Annotated in this window: 24 protein-coding genes and 1 tRNA gene; 7 read left to right on the forward strand and 18 right to left on the reverse strand. The window is 67.5% G+C overall.

Annotated features, from left to right (window positions below; translation table 11 throughout):
• Positions 1-17: 17 nt before the first annotated feature.
• Genes PFY01_RS03495 through PFY01_RS03510 form a run of 4 tightly spaced genes read right to left on the reverse strand, consistent with a single transcriptional unit; the run spans position 18 to position 4,045 of the window.
• Positions 18-596 (reverse strand): hypothetical protein, encoded by a 579-nt coding sequence (locus tag PFY01_RS03495; protein ID WP_271042443.1) that lies wholly within the window; start codon positions 594-596, stop codon positions 18-20.
• Positions 597-600: 4 nt separating this feature from the next.
• Positions 601-1,737: a polysaccharide biosynthesis/export family protein gene (locus PFY01_RS03500; RefSeq protein WP_271042444.1), complete on the reverse strand. Its 1,137-nt coding sequence runs from the start codon at positions 1,735-1,737 to the stop codon at positions 601-603.
• A gap of 60 nt (positions 1,738-1,797) precedes the next feature.
• Positions 1,798-3,051, reverse strand: coding sequence for a glycosyltransferase family 4 protein (locus PFY01_RS03505; RefSeq protein WP_271042445.1), 1,254 nt, complete (start codon positions 3,049-3,051; stop codon positions 1,798-1,800).
• Between the two features lies 1 nt (position 3,052).
• Positions 3,053-4,045, reverse strand: a complete 993-nt coding sequence (locus PFY01_RS03510; protein ID WP_271042446.1) for a KpsF/GutQ family sugar-phosphate isomerase — start codon at positions 4,043-4,045, stop codon at positions 3,053-3,055.
• A 169-nt stretch (positions 4,046-4,214) separates the two neighbouring features.
• Between PFY01_RS03510 and otsB the strand changes: the two genes are divergently transcribed.
• The 3 genes from otsB to PFY01_RS03525 are packed head-to-tail and all read left to right on the forward strand — an operon-like array spanning position 4,215 to position 8,217.
• Positions 4,215-4,973, forward strand: a complete 759-nt coding sequence (otsB, locus tag PFY01_RS03515; RefSeq protein WP_271042447.1) for a trehalose-phosphatase — start codon at positions 4,215-4,217, stop codon at positions 4,971-4,973.
• A 4-nt stretch (positions 4,974-4,977) separates the two neighbouring features.
• Positions 4,978-6,762, forward strand: coding sequence for a glycoside hydrolase family 15 protein (locus PFY01_RS03520; protein WP_271042448.1), 1,785 nt, complete (start codon positions 4,978-4,980; stop codon positions 6,760-6,762).
• Positions 6,763-6,804: 42 nt separating this feature from the next.
• On the forward strand, positions 6,805-8,217 hold the full coding sequence (locus PFY01_RS03525; RefSeq protein ID WP_271042449.1) for an alpha,alpha-trehalose-phosphate synthase (UDP-forming): 1,413 nt from the start codon (positions 6,805-6,807) through the stop codon (positions 8,215-8,217).
• 3 nt (positions 8,218-8,220) lie between these two features.
• Here PFY01_RS03525 and PFY01_RS03530 read toward each other — a convergent pair whose 3' ends face one another.
• The 6 genes from PFY01_RS03530 to PFY01_RS03555 all read right to left on the reverse strand — a co-directional run bounded on the left by PFY01_RS03530 (position 8,221) and on the right by PFY01_RS03555 (position 14,251).
• Positions 8,221-9,195 (reverse strand): esterase-like activity of phytase family protein, encoded by a 975-nt coding sequence (locus tag PFY01_RS03530; RefSeq protein ID WP_271042450.1) that lies wholly within the window; start codon positions 9,193-9,195, stop codon positions 8,221-8,223.
• Positions 9,192-11,075, reverse strand: a complete 1,884-nt coding sequence (gene cobT, locus PFY01_RS03535; RefSeq protein WP_271042451.1) for a cobaltochelatase subunit CobT — start codon at positions 11,073-11,075, stop codon at positions 9,192-9,194. Before cobT ends, PFY01_RS03530 begins: the two co-directional genes overlap by 4 nt.
• A 41-nt stretch (positions 11,076-11,116) precedes the next feature.
• Positions 11,117-12,355 (reverse strand): DUF418 domain-containing protein, encoded by a 1,239-nt coding sequence (locus PFY01_RS03540; RefSeq protein ID WP_271042452.1) that lies wholly within the window; start codon positions 12,353-12,355, stop codon positions 11,117-11,119.
• A gap of 50 nt (positions 12,356-12,405) precedes the next feature.
• Positions 12,406-12,963 carry a phthalate transporter gene (locus PFY01_RS03545; protein WP_137720670.1) on the reverse strand — a complete coding sequence of 186 codons (558 nt, stop codon included), beginning with the start codon at positions 12,961-12,963 and terminating at the stop codon, positions 12,406-12,408.
• A complete protein-coding gene (locus PFY01_RS03550) occupies positions 12,960-13,841 on the reverse strand; it encodes a 3-hydroxybutyryl-CoA dehydrogenase (protein ID WP_271042453.1) in 882 nt (293 codons plus the stop codon). The genes PFY01_RS03545 and PFY01_RS03550 overlap by 4 nt, the downstream gene beginning before the upstream one ends.
• Before the next feature lie 104 nt (positions 13,842-13,945).
• On the reverse strand, positions 13,946-14,251 hold the full coding sequence (locus PFY01_RS03555) for a YggT family protein (protein WP_017504977.1): 306 nt from the start codon (positions 14,249-14,251) through the stop codon (positions 13,946-13,948).
• A gap of 163 nt (positions 14,252-14,414) precedes the next feature.
• Here PFY01_RS03555 and PFY01_RS03560 point away from each other — a divergent pair.
• Positions 14,415-14,490: transfer RNA gene (locus PFY01_RS03560), tRNA-Ala, on the forward strand.
• 33 nt (positions 14,491-14,523) lie between these two features.
• On the opposite strand, the gene PFY01_RS03565 is transcribed toward PFY01_RS03560, so the two are convergent.
• Both PFY01_RS03565 and PFY01_RS03570 read right to left on the reverse strand, forming a co-directional pair.
• Positions 14,524-15,078 (reverse strand): lipocalin family protein, encoded by a 555-nt coding sequence (locus PFY01_RS03565; RefSeq protein WP_271042454.1) that lies wholly within the window; start codon positions 15,076-15,078, stop codon positions 14,524-14,526.
• A 53-nt stretch (positions 15,079-15,131) separates the two neighbouring features.
• Positions 15,132-15,509, reverse strand: a complete 378-nt coding sequence (locus PFY01_RS03570) for a hypothetical protein (protein ID WP_271042455.1) — start codon at positions 15,507-15,509, stop codon at positions 15,132-15,134.
• Between the two features lie 135 nt (positions 15,510-15,644).
• Between PFY01_RS03570 and PFY01_RS03575 the strand changes: the two genes are divergently transcribed.
• Entirely contained in the window at positions 15,645-16,436 is a 792-nt protein-coding gene (locus PFY01_RS03575; RefSeq protein ID WP_271042456.1) for an SDR family oxidoreductase, read from the forward strand.
• Here the strand turns inward: PFY01_RS03575 and PFY01_RS03580 are convergent.
• Positions 16,423-17,403 carry an aspartyl protease family protein gene (locus PFY01_RS03580; protein ID WP_271042457.1) on the reverse strand — a complete coding sequence of 327 codons (981 nt, stop codon included), beginning with the start codon at positions 17,401-17,403 and terminating at the stop codon, positions 16,423-16,425. The two genes, PFY01_RS03575 and PFY01_RS03580, sit on opposite strands and share 14 nt — an antisense overlap.
• A 158-nt stretch (positions 17,404-17,561) precedes the next feature.
• Here PFY01_RS03580 and PFY01_RS03585 point away from each other — a divergent pair, with 158 nt between their 5' ends.
• Positions 17,562-17,915 (forward strand): hypothetical protein, encoded by a 354-nt coding sequence (locus PFY01_RS03585; protein WP_271042458.1) that lies wholly within the window; start codon positions 17,562-17,564, stop codon positions 17,913-17,915.
• 2 nt (positions 17,916-17,917) lie between these two features.
• On the opposite strand, the gene PFY01_RS03590 is transcribed toward PFY01_RS03585, so the two are convergent.
• The 4 genes from PFY01_RS03590 to fsa form a co-directional block, all read right to left on the reverse strand.
• Positions 17,918-18,865 (reverse strand): 2-hydroxyacid dehydrogenase, encoded by a 948-nt coding sequence (locus PFY01_RS03590; RefSeq protein WP_271042459.1) that lies wholly within the window; start codon positions 18,863-18,865, stop codon positions 17,918-17,920.
• A gap of 135 nt (positions 18,866-19,000) precedes the next feature.
• Positions 19,001-19,945, reverse strand: a complete 945-nt coding sequence (locus tag PFY01_RS03595; RefSeq protein WP_271042460.1) for a tyrosine recombinase XerC — start codon at positions 19,943-19,945, stop codon at positions 19,001-19,003.
• Positions 19,927-20,640, reverse strand: a complete 714-nt coding sequence (locus PFY01_RS03600; RefSeq protein WP_271042461.1) for a DUF484 family protein — start codon at positions 20,638-20,640, stop codon at positions 19,927-19,929. The genes PFY01_RS03595 and PFY01_RS03600 overlap by 19 nt, the downstream gene beginning before the upstream one ends.
• A 37-nt stretch (positions 20,641-20,677) precedes the next feature.
• Positions 20,678-21,331 (reverse strand): fructose-6-phosphate aldolase, encoded by a 654-nt coding sequence (gene fsa / locus PFY01_RS03605; RefSeq protein ID WP_026108568.1) that lies wholly within the window; start codon positions 21,329-21,331, stop codon positions 20,678-20,680.
• 168 nt (positions 21,332-21,499) lie between these two features.
• Between fsa and PFY01_RS03610 the strand changes: the two genes are divergently transcribed.
• On the forward strand, positions 21,500-23,677 hold the full coding sequence (locus PFY01_RS03610) for a primosomal protein N' (protein ID WP_271042462.1): 2,178 nt from the start codon (positions 21,500-21,502) through the stop codon (positions 23,675-23,677).
• A gap of 9 nt (positions 23,678-23,686) precedes the next feature.
• On the opposite strand, the gene PFY01_RS03615 is transcribed toward PFY01_RS03610, so the two are convergent.
• A complete protein-coding gene (locus PFY01_RS03615) occupies positions 23,687-24,082 on the reverse strand; it encodes a Tat pathway signal protein (protein ID WP_271042463.1) in 396 nt (131 codons plus the stop codon).
• Positions 24,083-24,086: the final 4 nt, after the last annotated feature.

Genomic DNA, 24,086 nt, shown 5'->3' on the forward strand with positions numbered 1-24,086 from the left:
TCGGGGAGGCGGGCTCTCTAGCGCGGCCTTGACGGCTTGTCGCCCTTCAGCGCCTTGGGACGTGGGGCCTGTGGCGCCGACAGGGTAAGGCGAGACGTGCGAAAAGCCTGCGCATCGCGCAAGGCTCGCCAGGCGGCGCCTAGTTCCATGGCGGTCAGCAGATGATCCTGGGTCAGCACGGCGCGTCGAGACGCCCGCAAGCTCGCGACGTCGGCCATTAGACGCGCGGCGGCCTGCACATCCTCGCGGTCCGACCGCGCGCCCAAATCTTCCAGCCGGGCGAAGCGCCATCCCTGTTCGGGCGGATAGCGCAGGGCCAAGGCGAAGCGTTCGGACGGCTCGATCTGGCGGGCCAAGAAAATCCAGTCCCCCGTGTCGGGATCGCGACGATAGTGGCCCGGCTGGGTGGGCAGGCCGGCCTGGGCGTAGATTTCCAGCGCCCCGGCTTCGATTTCAGCCAAGGCCAGGCTCAAGGCGTCGGATTGCTCCTGCGCAAGATCGGTCCGGCGATCGAACGGGTCGATCGTGTTCTCGGCGGGCGCAGCCGGTGACTTGTGCGAAAACAGTCCCGAAAGCAGCGCCCGCCGTCTGGCCATGACGTCAGTCGACGTTAATCGCGCTGGTCACCGACACATCATAGATAACGCGCGTCACCGTCTGAACAAACTCGAAGAACTTGCGCGCTTCGGCGGCGCCTGCCAGCGGCACATAGATTACGTCTTCGGGCATGACCTGCATATTGGTGGCGGCGAAAACGTTGGCTGCGTCATTGAAGTTCAGTTCATAGACGACTGGCACGCCGCGCGGCGTCGCTGGCTGGCGAATACCCAAGGCTTCGGCCACCTCTGGCCGTTCGAAGCGGAAGATCAGGACGCGGCGGGCATTGGCCGTGGCAGTGTTAAGGCCGCCGACCTTCGACATGGCGCCGGTCAGCGTCATGGGACCGGCCGGCATATCGACTTGTGCTACAGCATTGAGGGCGCCGAACGTTGAGAAGCGGCGTGGTTTGTAGATTACGTTGACGATATCACCGCGCTGTAGCTGAACGTTCTCTCCGAACTGTGTCGTGACAGCCGTCAGAGGTGCCGAGTAGGTTTTACTACCTCGTTGAACATTGATGATGAGATCGTCCGTAGCGCGCGCGGATCCGCCAGCCGCCGCCACAACATCCAAAACGCGATTGCTTTCGACGCCCAGCGGTACGCGCCCCGGCCGAACAACGTCTCCAAGGACATTCACCGTGTTTGACGCGTTGCCCGATATGGTCACGAGCACTTGAGGGTTGGCGACCTTGCCTCGGAGGGCCCGGCGGATTGCCTCCGCCGCTTGGGGCGGCGTTAAGCCTTGGACGCGAACTGATCCTGCGTAGGGAACTGAAATCGAACCGCTGCGATCAACCGATGCGGGCGGCAGTGCTTGAGCCCCACCCCCTATTTGTGTCCCGCCGAACAACGAGCCTGATGGATCGTAGATCGAAATGGCTAAAGTGTCGCCTTCGCCAATTATATCTGCGGGCTGGTCGCTTGAGCCGGTGGCAAGAGTGCCCAAAAATTGCGGCGGGATCTGTTTGATCCGCTCAGTAACCTCATACGTCAGGGGCACAAGGGCGTAGCTGCCAAGAGCGGTAGCGGTCGTCGCGCCGGCATTGACTGAGGCGCCCGAAGGTCCGTCGCGCGGCAAGGTGGAACAGCCGCCTAAGATGGCGACGATGGCAAGCGGCAGGATGGTGCGCGTCATAAAGCTGGTTAGCCCTTGTTCGCAGATTGATTACAAGCCTTTGAGCGCGCTCGCCAGAGGCTAGGCGTGTTCAAGGCCGATGACGTCGGCGACGATGCGGAAATGCTCCGACCAGGACGGCGCCTGGTAGGAAGGCGGCGTTGGCGAAGGCGCAATCGTCGCGCGTTTGATGGCGGCCAGCCAGCCAAGTCCGTCGAGCGGATCGATCAATTCGGCGTTCGACGTCAACTCGCGGTGCGGCGGAATGTCGGAGGCGATCAGCGACAAACCCATGGCGCAGGCCTCTACGGCGGGAAGGTCGAACCCTTCGACGGAGGAGGGGGCGAGTACGGCGCGAGCCCCGCGCATCAGCCTGGCCAAGACAGCATCGGACAGATTCGCCGCCTGATGAACGACCCCTTGCAGATTGGGCGAGCGCTGCAGGTGATCCAGCACCGCCTCGTTCTCCCAGCCGTAGCGACCAACAAGCACCAGGGACGGCGTCTGATCGCCCATCCGTTCTTCCAGGCGTCGCCAAAGGGTCAAGAGCAAGGCCAGATTCTTGCGCGCCTCGATCGTGCCGACGTGGACGAAATAGGGGCGCGGCGCCTGAATCGCGTTGCCGGCTACGAAGGCCGGCTCCAACCCGAGGTGGGCGACGTGGACCGGCGGCAGAGGCAGGCCCTCGCGCTCGGCGAAGGCTCGGAGTTCATCGCCCGTATAGGCGGAGTTGACGATGATCTGGCTGGCCAGACGCAGGGTGTTTGAGACCCGTGCATAGTGTTTGTCGCCGTCGCCGGGGCGGCAGAATTCAGGGTGGGTGAGCGGAATCAGATCGTGCAGCAGGACGACGCGCTCGATCCCGGCAGCCTTCAGATCTTCAAGGGCCGTCGGCTCATGCAGGGTAGTGTGGCCAACGGTAAGATACGTATCCGCCGCCGGCAGCGGTGCGACATGACGAGAGCGAAAGAACTGTTTGAAAACCCGCGTCTTGTCGGCGGGCTTCTCCTTCTCGGGAGGGGGCACCGGGCACAGCACCGAGGCGGCTGGCCGTCGTTCCGCCGTCAGGGCTGCGAGCAGCCGCTGTTCGTGCGCCAGATCAGCCGCCGTGCTGGCGGCGCCGTTCCACTTGGCGCGCAGATCGGCCACGAACCGCCGGAACCAGCCGATCTCGACGGCGACCAACCGGTTCTTGCGGCCACGCACCGGGATGGTCGTGACATCGGGCGAGGCGAGCAGCCATTCGGCATAGGCCAGACACACCCGGTCCACGCCCGTCGGCGCCGACCGTTCGGCCCGGCTCATCAGCCGGCTGGCGTCGTAGAGAATGCGCATCCTAGGCGACGTAGCCGGCCTGCATCAGTTCGGCGATATGGACAATGGCCGTAGGCTTGCCGTCCTCGACCACGAACAAATTGGCGATCTTGTTGACGGTCAACAGATCGACGACATCGCTCATACGCGCGTCCGGATCGACGGTGATGGGATTGGAGCTCATGATGTCAGCCGCCTTACAATGTGTTGTCTCATGCTGAAATGCGCGGCGAATATCCCCATCGGTCACGATGCCAACGAGCGCGCCATCTGTATCGAGCACGGCCACCGCGCCTTTTCTGCCCTCGGTGATCGCCGAGACGACATTGCTGAAGCTGGCGTCTTGAGGCACGCTGGCGGGCGCTGCGGCGTTATCGCCCATCCATTCGCGCACGCTTTGCAAGCTCATGCCCAGGGCGCCGCCGGGGTGGTGCAGGCCGAAGTCCATGGCCGTAAACTCGCGGCGATCCATCAGCACCATGGCCAAGGCATCGCCCAGAGCCAGGGTCATCAGGGTCGAGGTGGTGGGCGCCAAGCCGTTGGGGCAGGCCTCGGCCACCTTCGGCATGGTCAGGCAGACAGCCGCGTTTCGGCCGAGGAAGCTAGCCGGCCGCTGCGTGATGGCGATCACGGGAATGCCGTTGCGCTGGCAATAGATCAGCGGATCGCGCAGCTCGCGGCTCTCGCCCGAGTTGGAGATGGCCAGCACCGTCACGTCGGGACGCAGCATCCCCAGGTCTCCGTGGCTCATCTCGGCGGGGTGAACAAAGAAGGCGTTGGTGCCGGTCGAGGCCAGTGTGGCGGCGATCTTGCCGCCGATATGGCCCGACTTGCCCATGCCAGTGACGACGACATAGCCCGGCCGGCTCATGATGACATCGACAGCGCGGGCCATCGACACGTCGATCGAGCGTTCCAGCGCCTCCAGCGCTTCAATGTTCAGCCGCACGACTTCACGGGCGCGGTCGGTCATTACGGCGATGTCGTCGGGGGTCGAGTGAGCGATCTCGGTCATAGTGTTCTGGCCCGCAGCCGGGCTCTCCTTCTTTGACGAGCGCGATCCGCCATGAGGGCGTTTCGCAAGCCGCCTCCTTTTCAGACGACTTTGTCGGTTTCAGGTCAACCTTTACCGCTCTCGCGCGTTACTCCGACCGGGGAACTAAAACAATGAGTTTGATCGTAAAATGCCGTCTCATGCCGGAGCCGCCTCGCTATTGCTCCCGACGCCGCCCGTCGTCGCCGACGGGATCGCCCTATTCTTGGACATGGACGGCGTGCTGGCGCCGATGGCCCCGACGCCCGACGCCGTCGTGCCGACCGCGCGTCGTACGGCGGCGCTGAAGGCTATTGAGGCGCGACTGGCGGGCCGCGTCGCCATCGTCAGCGGCCGCACCATCGCCGAGATTGACCGCATTTCCGATCATGCACTGGTCTCGGGCTCGGGTGTGCATGGCCTGGAGCGGCGGCTGAAGGACGGCTCCATTGAACGCAAGACGCCCGACGCCGGCGTCGCCCAGGCGCTGGATGCGTTCGAGGAGTTCGCCGCCGATCGCCCCGGCGTGATCGTCGAGGACAAAGGCGTCTCGGTCGGTCTGCACTATCGTCAGGCGCCGGATGAGGCCGGCGCCGCAAAGGGGCTGGCGGCCGAGCTTCAGGCCGAGACGGGACTGACGCTTCAACCCGGACATATGGTGTTGGAGCTGAAAACGCCCGGCGCCGACAAGGGCACGGCCGTCACGGCCTTCATGCAGGAGGTGCCGTTCAAGGGCGCCGTCCCGGTCATGCTGGGCGACGATTTGACCGACGAATACGGGTTCGAGGCTGCGGCGGCGCTGGGCGGATACGGCGTGCTGGTCGGTCCCGAGCGCGAAACGGCGGCCCGATACCGCCTGGACGATGTGGACGCCGTGCTCACCTGGCTTGAAGCCGTAGCGAAGGCCTGAACCGATGAAGCCCAATCTGGATTTGTTCCCCATCGGCAACTGCGGCGTCAGCGCCCTGATCGACCGTCAGGGCCGCTTCGTCTGGGCCTGCGCGCCGCGGGTGGACGGCGACCCGGTCTTTTCCGCCCTGATGGACGGCACGGCGCCCGAGCATGGCTTCTGGGCCATCGAGATGGAGGACGTGAAGACGATCGATCAGGCCTATGTCCGCAACACGCCGGTTATGCGCACGGTCATGACGGCCGAGGATGGTTCGTCGGCCGAGATCATCGATTTCGCCCCGCGTCATCCGAAACATTCGCGCACCTATCGGCCGCTGGCCTTCGCTCGCATCGTGCGGTCCCTGTCGGGCACGCCGCGTATCCGTGTGCGGTTGCGGCCCTCGACGGACTGGGGCGCGCGCCCGGCGCCGCACACCTCCGGATCTAATCACATCCGCTATATGTGCGCCGACGTCACCTTCCGCCTGACGACCGATTGTCCCGTGTCGCATGTGCTGGAGGAGCGAGTCTTCCGGCTGGAGCGGTCGCACGCCTTCTTCCTGGGCCCGGACGAGGGCTACGACCAGGATGTCGGCCACGGCGTGCAGGGCGCGCTGGATCGCACGATCGCCTATTGGCAGGACTGGGTGCGCAAACTCTATCTGCCGCTCGACTATCAGGAGGCGGTGATCCGCGCGGCGATCACGCTGAAGCTGTGCGCCTACGAAGAGACCGGCGCCATCGTCGCCGCCATGACGACTTCGGTGCCCGAGTTCAAGGAGAGCGGGCGTAACTGGGACTATCGCTACTGCTGGATTCGTGACGCCTATTATACGGTGCGGGCGCTGAACCGGCTGGGCGCGGTCGATATCCTGGAGAACTATCTCGTCTATCTGAGAAACTTGGTCGACGATTCCGCCGGCGGCCACGTCCAGCCGGTCTATGGTGTCGGCCTGGAACCCGGAATCGGCGAGAGCATCATCGACAGCGTCGAGGGCTATCGCGGCATGAAGCCGGTGCGGATCGGCAATCAGGCGCACGAACATCTGCAACACGACGTCTACGGACAGATCGTGCTGCCTCTGGTCCAGGCCTTCTATGACGCACGGCTGCTGCGTCCGGGCACGCTGGAGGATTTTCACGCTCTGGAAGCGATCGGCGAGCGGGCCTTCGCCATGCACGATCAGACCGACGCGGGCCTGTGGGAGTTCCGCACGATTGCGCGGGTCCACACCTATTCGTCCGTCATGTGCTGGGCCGCCTGCGATCGTCTGGCCAAGGCGGCCGACCATCTGCATCTGCCGGATCGGGCCGCCTTCTGGCGTGAGCGGGCGCAAATCATCCGTCAGCGGATCGAAGCGGAGGCCTATCTGCCCGACGAGGGCCGGTTCGCCGCCAGCTTTGGCGGCCGCGAGCTGGACGCCTCCCTGCTGCAGATGACCGATCTTGGCTTCCTCGACGCCCACGATCCGCGTCAGGTCGCCACCTTCGACGCCATCGAGCGCGACCTGAAGAAGGGCAGCCACCTGTTCCGCTATGTGGAGCCGGATGACTTCGGCGAGCCGGAGACGGCGTTCAACTTCTGCACCTTCTGGTTCATCGAGGCCCTGCACCAGAACGGCCGCATCGAAGAAGCCCGCACCATCTTCCAGGAGATGCTGAGCCGGCGAACGGCTGCAGGGTTGTTGAGCGAGGATATCTCGATCGATGATGGCGAGCTTTGGGGCAACTATCCGCAGACCTATTCCCTGGTCGGCATCATCAATTGCGCCGTGCTGTTGAGCCGTTCCTGGACCGATGTGCGTTAATGTCTGGACCCCGGGGCTGGGGTCGCCGTGTGAAGTGAAGTCATGAGCCGCCTGATCGTTGTTTCGAACCGGGTTTCGGCCCCGACCGACCCCGCCGCCGGGTCTGCCGGCGGCTTGGCCATGGCCCTGTCCGCCGCCCTCAGAAAATACGACGGCCTGTGGTTCGGTTGGTCGGGCGAACGGGTGGACCACTACACCGGCGAGGTGAAGATCGAGGACCGGGCCGGCGTCACCGTAGGGCTCGTCGATCTGGAGGGGCAAGACGTAGACGAATACTACAACGGCTACGCCAACAAGACGCTGTGGCCGCTGTTCCATCACCGCATCGACCTGGCCCAATACGAGCGGTCCTATGGCGAGGGCTATGAGCGGGTGAACCGGCGTTTCGCCGAGGCGCTGGCGCCGCTGATCCAGCCGGACGACATGATCTGGATCCACGACTACCACATGATCCCGATGGCGCGGGATCTGCGCCGCCTGGGCATTCGCAACCGGATCGGCTTCTTCCTGCACACGCCCTGGCCGGCGCGACAGTTGCTGGTGACTTTGCCGCATCACCGGCGGCTGGTGGAGTCTATGTTCGACTTCGACCTGATCGGTTTCCACACCCAAGAATGGAGCGATCTGTTCACCGACTATGTGGTGTCGGAGGCACAGGGCGAGCTGGACGGCGTCGGCGGGCTGGAGTGTTTCGGGCGCAAGGTCCAGACCGGCGTTTTCCCAATCGGCATCGACGTGGACGGCTTCCTGGCGGCGCGGAACTCAACCCTGGGAGCGCGAACCTATGACCGGATGGCGGCGTCTTCTGCCTTCCGCTCGATGATCGTGGGGGTGGACCGGCTGGACTATTCGAAGGGGCTGGAAGAGCGGCTGCTGGGCTACGAACAGTTCCTGCATGACAACGCCTCGATGCGGGGCGAGGTCTTCCTGTTGCAGGTCACGCCCATCTCGCGCGACGACGTGGACAGCTATCAGGATATTCGTTCGCGGCTGGACGCCCTGGCCGGACGGATCAACGGCGCCTTCGCCGACATGGATTGGCAGCCGATCCGGTATCTGAACCGCACCTATCGCCGGGATCAACTGGCGGGCATCTACCGCGCGGCGCGGGTGGGGCTGGTGACGCCGTTGCGCGACGGTATGAATCTGGTGGCCAAGGAATATGTCTGCGCCCAGAATCCGGACGATCCCGGCGTGCTGATCCTGTCGCGCTTTGCCGGGGCGGCCGAACAGATGGGCGAGGCGCTGCTGGTCAATCCCTACAGTCGCGAAGAGCTGTCGGACGCCATCCAGAAGGCGCTGACCATGCCGCTGGCCGAGCGGATCCGGAAATGGGAAGCCTTGATGGATGTGGTTCGCGCCACTGATGTCGGCATCTGGCGCGATGATTTCGTGCGCGCCCTGCAAGCCGATGAATCGACCTCGCAACCGACGCAGTGGGCCGGCGCGGCCTGACGCCTAGCGCAGGTCGAAGGCCAGCATCAGGGTGCGCTGGGCCGGATTGAAGTTGTCGTCGGAGAGGATGTAGAGGCGGGTCTTGCCGTTGCGCGTCTCTGCGGCGACCCCCTCGAAATTGTCGGTCGTGCCGGGCAGTTTCAGCTCGATCAGCACCGGCCCCAGCGTTCCGTCGGGGGCCATGCGGCGCACGCGCGCGCGCATGTCGATGGGCGCGCGGTACAGGCGCTGGACCACCAACCATCCGGCGCCGGACGGATCGCGATCCAGACCGGTGATGCGGTATTCGCTGTCGGGGATGGGGGTCGCAGGCGGCGCGCTGGCGACCGTGCATCCCGCCGCCGCGCAATCCCAGACGCCGCCCGCCTCGCCAGAGACGCGCCAGCCGCCGGGGGCCGTGGCCATCCCCTCCATGCCGTCGTTCTCGGTGAAGGCGAAGTCGGGCGACCGCACCGGCGTCGGCTGGGTCTTCAGCGCCGACAGGGGGCCGTAGTTCCAGATGCGGTGACGCCGCTCGAAACTGACCAGCAGATCGCCGGACGGGGTGATGGCCAGGCCCTCGGCGTCGCCGTCCGACTTGTCGGAAATCGCGGCGCCGTCCTCAAGCGTCAGCCGGCGCGAGCGGAAGTGGTCCAGGCCGACCAGCCGTCCCCGGGCGTCCAGGCGAATGTCGCCGCGCACCAGATCACCGGTGTCCGATACCGTGACGAAGCCGCCGTCGCCGGTCAGCTTCAGGTCCGAAAGGCTGTGCAGCGGCGAGGTCGGCGCGGCGCTGACCTGCAGGCCGCCGGCAAACATCACGCCATCGGCCAACTGCGTGCCGCCGGGCAAGCCCAGGCTGACGCTTCGCAGTTCCGCGACCTGAGGCGTCCAGCCGTCCGACGACAACGGATAGGGACGCGGCGCGCCCAGTGAGGCGGCGCAGGCCGACAGCGACAGACCGATCCAGACACTGGCCAGCCGGCCGAAACGGCTCATGCCGCCAGCTTTCGCTTGGCGCGACGGGTGGGACCGGCCGCGCCCTCGTTCTCGAACAGCTCGGCCAGCTTTTCGGTCATGGCGCCTGCCAGCTGTTCCACATCGACGATGGTCAGGGCCTTGCGATACCAGCGGGTCACGTCGTGGCCGATGCCGATCGCCAGCAGTTCGACCGGCGAGCGATCCTCGATCTCGGCGATCACCTGGCGCAGGTGCTTGTCCAGATAAAGCGCCGCATTCGCCGACTGGGTCGAATCGTCGACCGGAGACCCGTCGGAAATGACCATCAGGATGCGGCGCTGCTCGGTGCGGGCCAGCAGGCGGCCGTGCGCCCATTGCAGGGCCTCGCCGTCGATATTCTCCTTCAGCAGACCTTCGCGCATCATCAGGCCCAGGTTCTTCTTGGCCCGGCGCCAGGGCGCATCGGCGGCCTTGTAGATGATGTGGCGCAGGTCGTTTAGGCGGCCGGGATTTTGCGGCTTGCCCGCGGTGATCCAGGCTTCGCGGCTCTGTCCGCCCTTCCACGCGCGGGTGGTGAAGCCCAGGATTTCGACCTTGACGCCGCACCGCTCCAACGTCCGCGCCAGGATGTCGGCGCAGACCGCCGCCACCATGATCGGTCGCCCGCGCATGGAGCCGGAGTTGTCCAGCAGCAGGGTCACGACCGTGTCGCGGAACGGGCTTTCGCTCTCGGCCTTGAACGACAGGGGGGCGGTCGGGTCGGTGACGATCCGGGTCAGCCGCGCCGTGTCCAGCATCCCCTCTTCCAGATCGAACACCCAGGAGCGGTTCTGCTGCGCCAGCAGGCGGCGTTGCAGCTTGTTGGCCAGGCGCGACACGACGCTGGACAGGATGGCCAGCTGGCCGTCCAGCAGGGCGCGCAGCCGGTCCAGCTCGACCGGGTCGCACAGGTCGGCGGCGTCCACCACCTCGTCGAAGGCGGTGGTGAAGACGCGGTAGAAATCAACCGCGCGGCCGTCGTCGGCCGTCTGCTGACGGTTCGGCTGCTGGCCTTCCTGAAGTTCCGGGCCGTCGTCGGTACCTTCGCCGTCGGGATCGGCGGGCGCGCCTTCGGGGCGACTTTCGCGCTCTTGCTCGGAAGACTGATCGTCGGCGTCGCCCTCCATCGACTGGGAGCCTTCGCCGCCGTCCTGCTCTTCCTCCTGGTCCTGATCGTCGTCGGCCGCAGGGTCCTGAGGATCCGGTTCCTCGTCGCCGGGATCCTCGGACGAATCTTCGCCGCGCCCGTCGCCGGGGTCGAGCTCCAGCGCGCGCAACACCTCGCGCATCTTCAGTGCAAAACCTTCCTGATCGCCCGCCGTGCCGGCCAGGGCGTCCAGCTTGGCGCCGGCCTTGGCCTCGATGTTGGCGCGCACCAGATCCAGCATGGCCCGGGCGCCGTCGGGGGCGGGGCGTCCCGTCAGCCGCTCGCGCACCAGAAGCGCCACGGCCTCGGACACGGGCACGCGGTCGGCCTCGCTGATGCGCAGGGCGCCGGTCTTTTCCAGTCGCGTGATCAGGGCGGCGCCCAGATTGTCGCGCACCCCGGCCAGATGTTCCGAACCAAAGGCTTCGACGCGCGCCTGTTCGACCGCGTCGAACACCTCGGCCGCCTTGGCGTCCGCCGGCCGCATCCGGCTGTTCACCGCCGCGTCGTGATTGGCCAGACGCAGCGCCAGCCGGTCGGCCTGGCCGCGCAAGGACGCGCTCTCGGGCCCGGACGGATCGCGCGGCGGATGGGGCAGGGTCAGGACGCCGTTCGACAGCTTGGGCCCGTCCGACCCGAACACCACCTCCAGCTCGGGCTGTTCGGCCAGCGCCCGCGCGGCATGACCCAGCGCGCGCTTGAAGGTTTCGGCGGGAGTATCCGGGGCGGCCATGGCCCTCAGTTAATCGCTTCGCGCCTGCGATAAAAGCGTCGTCAGCCGCCTTTTGAAATCGGCACCCGCCGGCCATAGGTCAGACAGCGCCAAACCCATTCCAGCGGCCCCATGCTGAACCGCGACAACCACAGCGGCGACCAGATCAGCTGCAGCGCCCAGACCGCCAGGACCAAGCCCCACATCTGCACATAGTCGGCTTGTCCGAACAGGCGCGGCCCCCACGGCATGTAGAAGATCGACGTCATGATCAGGGTCTGGGTCAGATAGTTGGTGAAGGCCATCTGTCCCACCGGCCGCAGCGCCGCCGTGATCCAGGCCGCCCCTCGCGTCGTCGCCAGCACGATCAGGCTGACGTAGGCCAGTGTGACGAAGACGGGGAAGGAGGCGACGACCTCCGCCAGGCCGCGCGTCGGGTGAGTCCCGGCCGGCGCCATCGCCTCGCGCCATTCCAGCACGCCCAGCAGGGCCAGCACGGCTCCGCCGACACCGATCAAGGCGACATAGACCCGGTTGGGCGCCCGGCCGCTGAACACGCCGGCCTTGAACAGACCCAGTCCCAGCATCATCAGGGCCACGGTCGAGAACACGAACATGGTCAGGCTGGCGCCCTGCAGCAGCAGCCAGTTCTGCAGGTTCTGGCCCATCGCCCCGGCCCAGCCGCTGCGATAGGCGGCGATCAACTCCGTCACCATGGCGGCGGTGGAATGCGGCCCGCCCTGGTTCATGGCCTCGGTGATCGCCGGCGGCCCGGCGACCATCAGCCAGGTCGCGCCCGCCTGCATCGCGCCCAGCAACAGGGTCACGCCCAGGCCGATCCCGATCAACGTCCCGGCCCGCATCGACCGCATCAGCATCACGAACAGGCCCGACCAGGCGTAGAGCAGCAGGACGTCGCCATACCAGAAGGCCAGGCCGTGGATCAGGGCGATGACCGCCAGCCAGAAGAGGCGGCGTCGCAGCAACTTGCCACGCGCCGCATCGCCCCGCTCGCCCCCGACCAGATAGATCGAGGCCCCGAACAGCATCGAAAACAGGGTGATGAACTTCTGATGGAAGAAGACGTCCATCGTCCAGCGCGCCACGGCGTTGGCGCCGATCACCGGAAACGGGCTCAGGCTTGCGTCCTGATAGACCATGACCGGCAGGCCGAAGGAGACGACATTGACCGCCAGGATGCCCAGCACCGCCAGCCCCCGCATGACGTCCAGGCTGGCGATGCGCGAGGTCGCCGCGACGGGCGACAGCATCTCCGCCGCATCCTTGTCCGTGTCGTCCATGGTCATTCTCGGATACCCCAATCCTCGAACTCAGGCGTCAGGCGCGCCTGTCAGCCCTTGGGCATCAGGCCCAGTCTGTCCTTGACCGCCGGCCGCGCCTCGAAGGCGATGAAGGCGGCGCACAACCCGGCCCACAGGGCGTAGCTGACGCCCACGATCATGGCGATGGGCAGGCCGCCGACCCCGAAGATCAGCAGGGTGGTCTCGGTCGCGCCCAAGGCCTGCATCACATCGCCGGCCTCGAACCAGCCCATCACGCTCATGCCCAGGGCGACGACGATCTGAACCAGGGCTGCCGCCAGGCCGCCGTACATCATGAAGCGCCAGACGACGCCCAGCCGCGTGCCGGGCCGGCCGTCGCGCTTGCGCTCGTTCAGAACACGATAAAGCGCCAGCGGCACGGTGATCAGGCCGATCAGCATCACCACCAACCGCCAGTCCATGTCGCGACCCGGCAGATAGGCGTGCGGCCGCCAGAAGGGCAGGGTCAACCACAGGGGCGGCCAGGCCGCGCCGGCCAAACAGGCCAGAATCCGAGGCGTCCGCCCGGGCCGCGCGGCGATGGTCGCCTGACCCGGCAGGTCGGAATAGCTCTCGAACCGGCTCATCGCGTCGGCGCCGGCGCAGCGCCGGAATAGTCATAGAAGCCGCGGCCGCTCTTCCTGCCCAGCCAGCCGGCCTCGACGTATTTCACCAGCAGGGGGCAGGGACGATATTTGCTGTCGGCCAGGCCGTCATACAGCACGTTCATGATGGCCAGGACGACGTCCAGCCCCATGAAGTCGGCCAGTTCCAGCGGGCCCATCGGATGATTGGCGCCCAGACGCAGCGCCTTGTCGATCGAGGCGACGTTGCCGACCCCTTCGTACAGGGCGAAGATGGCCTCGTTCATCATCGGCACCAGGATGCGGTTGACGATGAAGGCGGGGAAGTCCTCGGCGTCCGTGGTCGTCTTGCCCAGGCTTTCGGCGAAGGCGACGGCGGCGGAATGGGTCTCGGCCGAGGTGGCGATGCCGCGAATGATCTCCACCAGCTTCATCACCGGCGCCGGCTTCATGAAGTGCAGGCCGACGAACCGGTCCGGCCGGTCTGTCGAGGACGCCAGGCGGGTGATCGAGATCGAAGAGGTGTTGGACGCCAGCAGGGTCTGCGGCCCCAGGTGCGGCACGACCTGCGCATAGATGGCCTTCTTGACGGCCTCGTCTTCCAGCGCCGCCTCGATGACCAGATCGGCGCCGGCGACGGCCTCGACCATTCCGTCGCTGGTCGTGATGCGGGCCAGGGCCGCATCGGCGGCGGCCTGATCGACCAGGCCGCGCCCGACGTGACGCGCCAGGCTGGCCGCGATCTCGCCCTGCGCCAGCGGCAGCCGGTCGGCGACGACGTCATAAAGGCGAACCGAATAGCCCCCGAGCGCGACCGCCTGCGCGATGCCTGCGCCCATCTGTCCGGCGCCCAAAATGGCGACTGTGGTGATCGAGGTCATGAACCGTGGTCGAAAGTGGTCGGGCGGGCACCTTTAGAAAGGAAGGCGCGCGGCGCAAGAGCGGATCAACCCTCTCGCATCAGATTTCCGTCCGCCGTGTCGCCTCAGCCGAGCAGCTGGATCAGGGCCGGCGCCGCCGTGCGGTTGAACAGCACGCTGATGAACTGCAGCAGCAGGATCACCACGATGGGCGAGATGTCGATGCCGCCCAGGTTCGGAATTATGCGGCGGAACGGCTCCAGCAGAGGCGCGGTGACCCGGTCCAGGAAGGTCCCGACCGAATAGACGAAGCGGTTGCGATAGTTGACGACGTCGAACGCCACCAACCAGCTCAGAATGGCCTGGGCGATGATGAACCAGATCATCAGACTGATGATGGTGTTGATCAACCAGACGAGCGCATAGCCCATGAACGGTAACTCCTGCTTGGATCGGCGCTTCTAGCCTGTTCGCCCCGGCTCCGACAACGGCCGTATCGGACCTGCGCGCTTTGCGCGCACAAGCCCGTTGACACCACGCCCGCCCGCCTTCTATGTCCGCCACGCCTGTGAAACCCGATCCCACGCTGGAAACGGGGCCGTAGCTCAGTTGGTAGAGCGCGTCGTTCGCAATGACGAGGTCAGGGGTTCGACTCCCCTCGGCTCCACCAGGCTTCTTCTCTAAAATTATCTGGAAGTCAGCGTCAGTGCTGGGTCGGCCGGACCAGGGTCAGGTCATAGCCCAGGGCGCGGGTGCGGTTCAGGATGGTTTCCCGGGTCTGGGCCGAGGGTTGCGCGGTGCGGCTGAGCAGCCAGAGGTAACGGCCCGACGGCTCGCCGACGATGGACCAGGAATAGTCGTCGGCGTGGTCCAGCACCCAATAGTCGCCGACGTAGAAGGGGCCGAAGAAGGACACCTTCAGCTTGGCGTTGTCGCTGCCCTCGACGATCTTCGCCTTGCCCTCGGAGGTCTTCGCCGGACCATCGACCGCGCCCCGGCGGCAGGTGTTCAGCACCCCGACCAGACCGTCGTCGCGCACCGTATATTGGGCGGTCACGCCTTCGCAGCCGCGCTCGAACCCGTTCTCGTAGCGCCCGATCTCATACCACAGGCCGGCGTAGCGGTTCAGGTCGATCGGCTTGGCGGGTTGAGGCACGGCGGCGTTGCCGACGGGACCGCGTTGCAGAGTGGCGCAGGCGCCCAGCGCCAGGGCGGCGCCGGCGATCAGGGCGATGGAAGCGGTGCGAGCGACTTTCATGGCCGCAGAACGATGATGAGGACGCCCGGTTCCGGACACTCGGTCTCGTCAGATCACCGCAGGGCGACGTAGCCCCGTTCGATGACTCGGCGCAGAGCCTCGTAGGCTTCGGCCAGTTCGTCGTAGGCCGTGCGGGCGGCGGTCAGGCGGGCGACCTGGTCCGGCGTGACGGCCGAGCCGGAGTGAGCGAGGCGCAGCGATTCCGCCACCCATTTGGCGCGCGCCGTGGCCGTCATGACCGCCAGCTTTTGCAGCGAGCCGGCGTCCACGCCGGTCAGGGCGTGACCGATCACTTCCTTGTTGGCGATGTAGGCGGCGTAGTCGATCTGCTCCAGTTGGCCGCGCAGGCGACGCTGCTCGTGCGGATCGGTGTCCTGCGGTTCGAAATGATCGCTGTGGCGGCGGGTGCTGGACGTCATCTTGGTCGACATGGGCGAGCCCTCCCCGGCCTGTCCTGGCGGTCTAGGCGGCCGCTCGACAAAGAAGGTGCGCCGTCTCGGTTAACGCCGCGTTGCGTTGGGGACCCGCGCATCCAATATCGGGGCCACACGGGATCGGAGAAGACCATGGACCTGAAACTCAACGGCAAGCGCGCCCTGATTTGCGGCGGCTCATCCGGCCTTGGCCGCGCCGTGGCGACGGCCCTGGTCGCGGAGGGCGCGCACGTCGCCTTGCTGTCGCGCGATGAAGGCAAGCTTCAGGCCGTGGCGGACACACTGAACGCATCCGGGCCGGGCAAGGCGGTCGTAGTGACGGCGGACCTGGCGGACCATGAGGCGCTGTTGAAGGCGACGGACCGGGCCGAGGATCTGCTGGGCGGGCACATCGAAATCCTGTTGAACAACACCGGGGGGCCGCCGCCGTCGGGCGTGTCGGGGCTTGAGCCGGCGGTGTGGCGCGATCATTTTGAATCGATGGTGCTGTCGATCTTCCGCCTGACGGACCGGGTGCTGCCGGCCATGCGGGCGGCCGGCTGGGGGCGCATCCTGAACGTCGCCTCGATCACGGTGGTCGAGCCGTCGGCGGCGCTGGGCGTGTCCAACACCCTGCGGGCCTCGGTCGCGGCCTGGGCCAAGACACTGGCCAATGAGGTCGGACCAGACGGTGTGACGGTCAACACCTTGCTGCCGGGCCGGATCGACACGCCCCGCATCGAACGGCTGGACCAGGCGGCGGCCGAACGCACCGGGGTCACGCCGCAGGAGGCGCGGGCGGAATCGGTGAAATCCATCCCCGTCGGCCGCATCGGCACGACCGAGGAGTTCGGCGCGACCGCCGCCTTCCTGGCCAGCCCATTGGCGGCCTATGTCACCGGCTCGCTGATCCGGCTGGACGGCGGGGCGATCAAGGCGATCTGACGCCCGGTGCGCGACGAAGCAGGCCGCCGAAGGCCACGCGACTGCGGCCGTAATCCAGGGTGATGCGGCTGAACCGGCTCAGGACGTCGGCGCCCAGCAGCAGGGCCGGCTGGTCGATCAGTTCCATGATCTGGAACAGATGCAGGTCGGCGAACAGCAGCGGGGTCGGTCCCAGCGACCGCTCGGCCAGCCGCAGCGTCTGGGCCGCGCCCGTCCGAACCTCCACCGCCCCGCCGACGATGCCGACCATCCGCACGGGCCGGGCCGGGTCGACGGCGGGACGGATGTCCGCCGCGCGCATCAGGGCCAGGTTGCCGATGGAATATTGGGCGCCGCTGTCGATGAAGGCGGCGGTCGGTATGCCGTTGACCTCGACATGGGTCAGGATCAGCTGAGCCGAACGGCCGCGACGGCCGGCGACGACGACCTCCTGCTGACGCACGCTGCCGATCTCGGTGTCTCGGGTCAGGGCGAGGCCGGGCGAGCCCGACAGCGCCAGGGCCGCCCGGCGCGAGAGCATGTCCAGCGTCAGCCGGAACCGCGACAGCAGGTCCAGACCCAAGAGGCCGTCGGCGCTCAGGGCGTCGCGCGGAAAGACCGGCAGGTTCAGGTCGGAAAAGCGGCGGTGTCCGATCTCGATCCGGGCGACGGTCACGGTCGGCGTCGTCTCGGCGGCGGTGACGCCATGCACCACGACCGGCCGGCCGGGCGGCAGGGCCAGGGCCTGGGCCAACTCGACCGAGACGGCGCTGCGCTCGGCCCCGGTGTCGATGACGAAGACCTCGGGCGGGCCGTCGTTCAGGCGGACCTGCACGCCCATCCGGGTCATCAGGTTCTGCATCAATCGTATGTCACCGGGCGCGGGCGAGGGCGTGGATTGCGCCGACAGAAAGGGGACGGCCGCCAGCAGGCCCAGCGTGTCGCGCCGCGACGCGAAGGCGGTCTGGTCGGCAAATGGAAGGCGCAACCGCCTGCCTCCTCACGTTGTCGGGTCGATCAGGTTAGGCGCATTGCGCGAAGGCGATGAGACATATTTTTGTCGGTCCTGTTCTTGCGGCTCTGGTTGATCGATCTGGTCAATCCGGGGTTGCCGGGTTAGGTTCGCGGCCAAACCCGGAGGATGCGATGCTGACCTTGCTCATGCTGGCCTTGTCCAACAGCGCGGCGATTGTCCATCCGGCGCCTGTCGTCGATCAGGCCATGGTTCGGGTCGCGCCGTTGGTAGACCAGGCGATCGTGCGCTGCGACCCTTTGATCCAGGCCGAGCAGGCGAACGGCGACCGCGCAGCACCGCTGCTGGACCGTTCGCTGGCGGACGGTCAGGTGCGGCGATATCTGCTTCTTGATCGGCGCGATCAGAACAACTGCCCCCTGCCGATCAGCTACGCCTTACCCGATCAAAGGGCGCTGGGGCGAAACCTGGCCGAGCCCCAGCCGGACCCCGCCCTGCGACCGGCGCCGCCGGCGCGCCGTCGATAGGGTCAGGCGGGAACGGGCGTGATCGGCGGCCTGTCCGCCAGAACGGACTCAAGGTTGGCCATCATCAGTTCGGCCATGGCGTTGCGGGTCTCGACGGTGGCGGAGGCGACGTGGGGCGTCAGGACGCAACGGTCGCTGTCGATCAGGGTCTGGGGCACGGTCGGTTCGTCGGCGAAGACATCCAGCCCCGCGCCGCCCAGCGCGCCCGAGGTCAGGGCGGCGACCAGGGCGTCCTGATCCACCACTTCGCCGCGCGCGACATTGATCAGCACGCCGGTCGGCCCCAGGGCCTCCAGCACCTTGGCCGAGACCAGGCCGCGCGTCGCGGCGCCGCCCGGCACGATCACGATCAGCACATCGACCTGGGTCGCCAGATCGACCAGTTTCGGGACATGCCGCCAAGGCGCATCCCTGACCGGATTGCGGGTGTGATAGGCGAGGCTTCCTGCGAAGGGCTCCAGTCGGCGGGCGATAGCCTGGCCGATCCGACCCAGACCCAGCAGGCCGTATTTCAAGTCCGTGGCGCTGCGCGACAGCGGCGGCGGCCCGTCCGACACCCAGCGACCGGCGCGGATCCAGGCGTCCATGGCGGTCAGGCGACGCAAGGTCCCGAGGGTCAGCAGCAGGGCCAGATCGGCGACGTCCTCGTTCAGCACATCGGGCGTATGGGTGACGATCACGCCGCGTGACCGGGCGTGGGCGACGTCGGTCAGATCATAGCCGACGGCGTGGACCGAAACGATCTTCAGCGCGGGCAGGGTGTCGATCAGTCGGGCGTCCACGGTCGCGGCGCCCGAGGCGGCGACGCCGACGATCCGGTCGGCGACCTCGGGCGAAGGCAGGCCGTCGGGGCCGGGGCGATGCAGGGTCCAGCCGAGGTCGGCCGCGCGCTGGGTCAGCATTTGGTCCGCGAGGGCGGGCAGGCCGATGGCCAGGATGTCGATGGTCATCCGGCCGTTCTAGAGCCTGATCAGCTGAGGGGGAATCGCTTCGCGACTCCGCTGATGCCGTGAATCAGGCTCCAGATTGATGCCGGAGCGAAATCTGAGCTGAGCTGGCCGCAGGCCAACTCAGCCGATTTCGCTCTAGGCGCGGGGATGGGCGGCCGCATAGGCGTTCAAAAGTCTATCGGCGTCGACGCCGGTGTATTTCTGGGTCGTGGACAGACTGGCGTGGCCCAGCAGCTCCTGGATCGACCGCAGGTCGGCGCCGGCGCCCAGCAGATGGGTCGCGAAACTGTGGCGCAGGGCGTGAGGCGTCGTACGCTCCGGCAGCCCCAGACGACCGCGCAGCCGCTGGACCGAGGCCTGGACGTGACGCGGGCTGAGCGGGCCGCCGCGTCGGGCCCGGAACAGGGCATCGGTCGGCTGGAGCGGGAAGGGCAGCAGGGCCAGATAGGCGTCCACCGCCGCGCGGACGGCGGGCAGGATGGGGGCGATCCGGGTCTTGGACCCCTTGCCGACGATGCGCAGGGTCTCGTCAAGCGGCGCATCGGCGCGGGTCAGGGACATGGCCTCGGAAATCCGCAGGCCGCAGCCATAGAGCAGGGTCAGCACGGCCCGGTCGCGTGCGGCTTCCCACGGTTCGGCGTCGGGATCGGCGTCCGGTTCGGCCAGCAGCCCGCGCGCCTGATCCTCGGTCACCGGGCGGGGCAGGGACGGCTTGACCTTGGGGCCGCGCACCAGGGCCAGTTGCGGGGCGGGCGTGTCCAGCCGCCGGTCGAGGAAGGCGTGAAACCCGCGAATGGCCGACAGGCTCTGGCTCAGCGACCGCGCCGCCAGCGGATGATCGCCGCCGCGTCGCTCGGCCATGTGGGCGCGGACCTCGGCGGCGGTGATCGTGCCCATGTCCTTCAGCGACAGGGTCTCGCCGCGATGGCGTTCAAGGAAGGCGACATAGAGCCGGCCGATATGGCCATAGGCCTCCAGCGTGCGCGGCGACAGCCGACGCTCGTGCGCCAAGTGATCGAGCCAGGCGCGCAGGGCGTCCGAGGCGGTCAGTTCAGAGCTTTTCAGTTCAGGACGGGCCATCGCTCGGCCATCCGCTCCGTTACCCGCGCCAGGAAGGCGGCCAGTTCGCAGCCCATGTTCGGGGTGAAGCCTTCGGGTTCCGGCGAGCCGAAGGCGCAGATGCAGGGGCGCGGCGGTCCGCCCGGCGTCAGGTGCGGGGCCATGCGGACCAGGGCGATGGATTTCACCTGATCCTCGGTCGCGCCGAAGAAGTTCAGCCCCGGGATCATCGGGCCGAGCCAGGTCAGGCCGTGCTCGCCCAGAAGGTTGTCGACATCGCCTTCTTCCAGGGCGCGCCAGCCGAAGGGCACGCCGCCCGGTTTTTCCAGAGCGATGGCGGCGCCGGCCAAGCCGAACCGCCCCTGCGCCGCCGCATCCAGCCGACGGGCCAGATCGGAATGGTTCTTGGCCTCCATCAGGTCCAGGGTCGCGACGTGCGTCTGGGTCTGGGCGGCGAAGTTGGCGCGGGCGATCAGTTCGATCTCACGCCGGGCGCCGGTCTCGCGCTCGACCACGGCCTCTAGCCGCGTCAGGGCGGCGGCCCCGAACTCGACCACATTGCGGCCGTGCGGCCGCAGACCGATTTCTTCAAGCAGAGAGCGGTCGTCCAGCAGGGTCTGCGGATGGGTCTGCAGCCAGCCGCGCACGTCGGGCCAATGCAAGCCGTCGCCGATATGGGGCGTTGCGTCCGATTCCGACGTTTCGAAAAGGTCCAATGAGCCGCTCAAACAGACCTCTCCGGGAACCGCGATGCTACAGAATAGACTGACCCGTCTTGGCCCAGTCCGCCACGAAGGCATCAAGACCCTTGTCGGTTAACGGGTGGTTCACCAAGGCCTTGAATGTGTCGGCGCCGAAGGTGGCGGCGTCCGATCCGGCGACGGCGGCGGCGGCGACATGGCCCACATTGCGCAGGGACGCGGCCAGGATCTGGGTCTCGAAACCATGCACGTCATACAGGACGCGGATTTCTTCCAGCAGGCCGATGCCGTCGGCGCCGTTGTCTTCCAGACGTCCGACGAACGGCGAGACGAAGGTGGCGCCGGCCTTGGCGGCCAGCAGGGCCTGGGCGGCCGAGAAGCACAGGGTGACGTTGGTCTTGATGCCCTTGTCGGTGAAGACGCGGCAGGCGCGCAGGCCATCCCAGGTCAGGGGCAGTTTCACCACCACGTTCGGCGCGATGGCGGCCAGCTTGTCGCCTTCCTTGACCATCGTCTCGAAATCGAGCGAGACGGCTTCGGCGGAAATCGGCCCCTCGACCAGGGCGCAGATTTCGGCGATGACCTCGGCGATGTTCCGACCCGACTTGGCGATCAGCGACGGATTGGTGGTGACGCCATCCACCATTCCGGTGGGGACCATGTCCTTGATGACGGCGACGTCGGCGGTATCGAGAAAGAGTTTCATGGGCAGGGCTTTTAGCGTCACCGAGGCGGCGAGGCGAGCCAAATCCTCCCCCATCGGGGGAGGGGAACCGCGAAGCGGTGGAGGGGGCCAGCCCCAGACACCCAGTTCGCGATCCGCCCCCTCCACCACCCTTCGGGCGGTCCCCCTCCCCCGACGGGGGAGGATCAAGTGAAAGTCGCCTCGGTCCTCATTCCACTGCCGGTGCCGGAGGCCTTCGACTACGAGGTTCCCGAGGCGCTGAGCCTGGCCCACGGAGATTTGGCGCGGGGCGATCAGGTCGTCGTGCCGCTGGGGCCGCGCCTGATCCGGGGCGTGGTGTCCGAGGTGTTCGAAACCACAGGCTCAAACCGGCGACTGAAGGCGATCGACAGCCGCCTGGATGATCCGCCCCTGCCGGCGGGCGTGATGGATTTCGTCGAATGGGCCGGACGCTGGACCCTGTCGGCGCCCGGCGAGATGGCGGCGACGGCGCTGAAGGGCTTGCGCGCGCCTCGGCCCCGGCCGGAACGCCGGGTGCGACGCTTGGGCGAGCGGTCCCCGTCGCGCGCCACCCCGGCGCGGACGGGCGTGCTGGAGGCCCTGGGCGATCGCGCCATGCCGCCGGCCGATCTGGCGCGGGCGGCGGGCGTGTCGTCGGGCGTGGTCAAGGGCCTGATCGATGAGGGCGTGCTGGAGATCATCGAGATCGCGGCCGAGGCGGCGTTCGACCGACCCGATCCCGACCACGCGCCCGCATCGCTGAACGGCGATCAGGCGGCGGCGGCGACAGCCCTGGCGGCGGGTGTGACCGGCGGCGGTTTCCGGCCCTTCCTGCTGGACGGGGTCACGGGGTCGGGCAAGACCGAGGCCTATCTGGAGGCGATCGCGCGGGTGCTGCGGGCTGATCCGGCTGCGCAGATCCTCATCCTGTTGCCCGAGATCGCCCTGACCCAGGCCCTGATCGAGCGGATCACGGCGCGCTTCGGCGCCGCCCCGGGCGAATGGCATTCCGGCGTCGCCCCGCCGCGCCGCCGCCAGGTGTGGGAGGCGGTCGTCGCCGGGCGCTGCAACATCGTGGTCGGGGCGCGCTCGGCCCTGTTCCTGCCCTTCGTCAACCTGCGCCTGATCGTGGTGGACGAGGAGCACGACGGCTCGTTCAAGCAAGAAGAGGGGCTGGTCTATCACGGCCGCGACCTGGCCGTGGCGCGGGCGCGGATCGAGGGGGCGGCGGTGGTCCTGGCCTCGGCGACGCCGTCGCTGGAGACGCTGTGGAACGCGCAGAGCGGGCGCTACGACTGGCTGAAGCTGGGCGCGCGGCACGGAACGGCGGTCCTGCCGGACATCGCCCTGCTGGACCTCCGTCAGAACACGCCCGATCCGCAGACCTGGCTGTCGCAGCCTCTGCGCCTGGCCATCGGCGAAACCTTGCTGCGAGGTGAGCAGACCCTGCTCTTCCTGAACCGGCGCGGCTATGCGCCCGTGGTCCTGTGCCGCGCCTGCGGCCATCGGCTGACGGCGCCGGACACCGACAGCTGGCTGGTCGAGCATCGGTATACCGGGCGGCTGGTCTGTCACCTGACCGGCTTCTCGATGGCGCGTCCCAAGCTGTGTCCCTCGTGCGGTGCTGAGGATTCGTTGGTCTCGGTCGGACCAGGGGTCGAGCGGGTCGAGGAAGAGGTGCGCCAGCTGTTCCCCGAGGCGCGCACGGCGGTCTTCAGCTCCGACACCGCGCCGGACGCGCGGTCGGCCCGCGCCTTGATCCAGAAGATGACGGACGGGGAGATCGACATTCTGGTCGCGACGCAGGCCGCGGCCAAGGGCCACAACTTCCCGCGCCTGACCCTGGTGGGCGTGGTGGATGCGGATCTCGGGCTACGCGGCGGCGACCTGCGCGCGGCCGAGCGGACCTATCAGCTTTTGGCCCAAGCGACCGGGCGAGCAGGGCGTGCGGATCGGCCGGGGCGGGCGCTGCTTCAGACCTGGACGCCCGAGCACCCGGTGCTGATGGCGCTGGCAGCCGGTGATCGTGACTCCTTCGTGGAAGCCGAGATGGCCGAACGCGAGGCTGCGTCCCTGCCGCCCTATGGCCGGCTGGCGGCGATCATCCTGTCCAGTGAGAATGCGGCCGCCGTCGAGAAGACGGCGAACGACCTGGCCCAGGCCATTCCCAACGCCGAGCGGCTGGAGGTCTATGGCCCGGCCGATGCACCGCTGGCCCTGGTGCGGGGGAGGCGGCGCAAGCGGCTGCTGGTGCGGGCCGACCGGGATGTGAACCTCCAGGCCTTTTTGAGAGCCTGGCTTCAGCGGGTGAAGGTGCCGGGGTCGGTCCGCCTGACGGTGGACGTGGACCCCTACTCGTTTCTCTAGAGGCGGAAGTCAGACCGCCATGACGGTGCCGAGCAGCAGGCGGGCGCCGGCGCGGCCCAGGGTGGCGTTAGTCGCCGCCTGAAGCGCGGCCGACAGCTGGTCGATGTCGGGCACGACGCCGGGACGCAGGCCGTTGGCAAAGCGCTGGGCGGCGGTGTTGTAGGCGGCGCGCAGGCGCGGCGCGGACTGCTGGGCGCGGGTGCGAAGGGTCGCATCGGGCACATCGACGCCGAGTTCGATGGTCAGCACGCCCCGACGACCGTTCGCCTGAAGGATCGAGGCGGTGATGACTGGCAGCCGGATATAGGTGTCGGCCGACGGCGCCGCGCCGCCGCTCGAAGCGCGGGCGGAGGTTGAGGCGGCCGTCGCGACGACGGCGAGACCGAGTAGAGCGCGGCGTTCCATGACG

Source organism: Brevundimonas vesicularis, assembly GCF_027886425.1.
In the GTDB taxonomy this organism is placed as follows: domain Bacteria; phylum Pseudomonadota; class Alphaproteobacteria; order Caulobacterales; family Caulobacteraceae; genus Brevundimonas; species Brevundimonas vesicularis_C.

Excerpts from the sequence above, each read along its gene's own strand:
- PFY01_RS03615 (WP_271042463.1), bottom strand. The coding sequence starts at position 24,082 with ATGGAACGCCGCGCTCTACTCGGTCTCGCCGTCGTCGCGACGGCCGCC.
- PFY01_RS03585 (WP_271042458.1), top strand. The coding sequence starts at position 17,562 with ATGCTGACCTTGCTCATGCTGGCCTTGTCCAACAGCGCGGCGATTGTC.
- PFY01_RS03510 (WP_271042446.1), bottom strand. The coding sequence starts at position 4,045 with ATGACCGAGATCGCTCACTCGACCCCCGACGACATCGCCGTAATGACC.
- cobT (WP_271042451.1), bottom strand. The coding sequence starts at position 11,075 with ATGGCCGCCCCGGATACTCCCGCCGAAACCTTCAAGCGCGCGCTGGGT.
- PFY01_RS03540 (WP_271042452.1), bottom strand. The coding sequence starts at position 12,355 with ATGGACGACACGGACAAGGATGCGGCGGAGATGCTGTCGCCCGTCGCG.
- PFY01_RS03575 (WP_271042456.1), top strand. The coding sequence starts at position 15,645 with ATGGACCTGAAACTCAACGGCAAGCGCGCCCTGATTTGCGGCGGCTCA.
- PFY01_RS03565 (WP_271042454.1), bottom strand. The coding sequence starts at position 15,078 with ATGAAAGTCGCTCGCACCGCTTCCATCGCCCTGATCGCCGGCGCCGCC.
- PFY01_RS03505 (WP_271042445.1), bottom strand. The coding sequence starts at position 3,051 with ATGCGCATTCTCTACGACGCCAGCCGGCTGATGAGCCGGGCCGAACGG.
- PFY01_RS03530 (WP_271042450.1), bottom strand. The coding sequence starts at position 9,195 with ATGAGCCGTTTCGGCCGGCTGGCCAGTGTCTGGATCGGTCTGTCGCTG.
- PFY01_RS03550 (WP_271042453.1), bottom strand. The coding sequence starts at position 13,841 with ATGACCTCGATCACCACAGTCGCCATTTTGGGCGCCGGACAGATGGGC.
- PFY01_RS03495 (WP_271042443.1), bottom strand. The coding sequence starts at position 596 with ATGGCCAGACGGCGGGCGCTGCTTTCGGGACTGTTTTCGCACAAGTCA.
- PFY01_RS03500 (WP_271042444.1), bottom strand. The coding sequence starts at position 1,737 with ATGACGCGCACCATCCTGCCGCTTGCCATCGTCGCCATCTTAGGCGGC.
- PFY01_RS03595 (WP_271042460.1), bottom strand. The coding sequence starts at position 19,945 with ATGGCCCGTCCTGAACTGAAAAGCTCTGAACTGACCGCCTCGGACGCC.
- PFY01_RS03525 (WP_271042449.1), top strand. The coding sequence starts at position 6,805 with ATGAGCCGCCTGATCGTTGTTTCGAACCGGGTTTCGGCCCCGACCGAC.
- otsB (WP_271042447.1), top strand. The coding sequence starts at position 4,215 with ATGCCGTCTCATGCCGGAGCCGCCTCGCTATTGCTCCCGACGCCGCCC.
- PFY01_RS03590 (WP_271042459.1), bottom strand. The coding sequence starts at position 18,865 with ATGACCATCGACATCCTGGCCATCGGCCTGCCCGCCCTCGCGGACCAA.
- PFY01_RS03545 (WP_137720670.1), bottom strand. The coding sequence starts at position 12,963 with ATGAGCCGGTTCGAGAGCTATTCCGACCTGCCGGGTCAGGCGACCATC.
- PFY01_RS03520 (WP_271042448.1), top strand. The coding sequence starts at position 4,978 with ATGAAGCCCAATCTGGATTTGTTCCCCATCGGCAACTGCGGCGTCAGC.
- fsa (WP_026108568.1), bottom strand. The coding sequence starts at position 21,331 with ATGAAACTCTTTCTCGATACCGCCGACGTCGCCGTCATCAAGGACATG.
- PFY01_RS03555 (WP_017504977.1), bottom strand. The coding sequence starts at position 14,251 with ATGGGCTATGCGCTCGTCTGGTTGATCAACACCATCATCAGTCTGATG.
- PFY01_RS03570 (WP_271042455.1), bottom strand. The coding sequence starts at position 15,509 with ATGTCGACCAAGATGACGTCCAGCACCCGCCGCCACAGCGATCATTTC.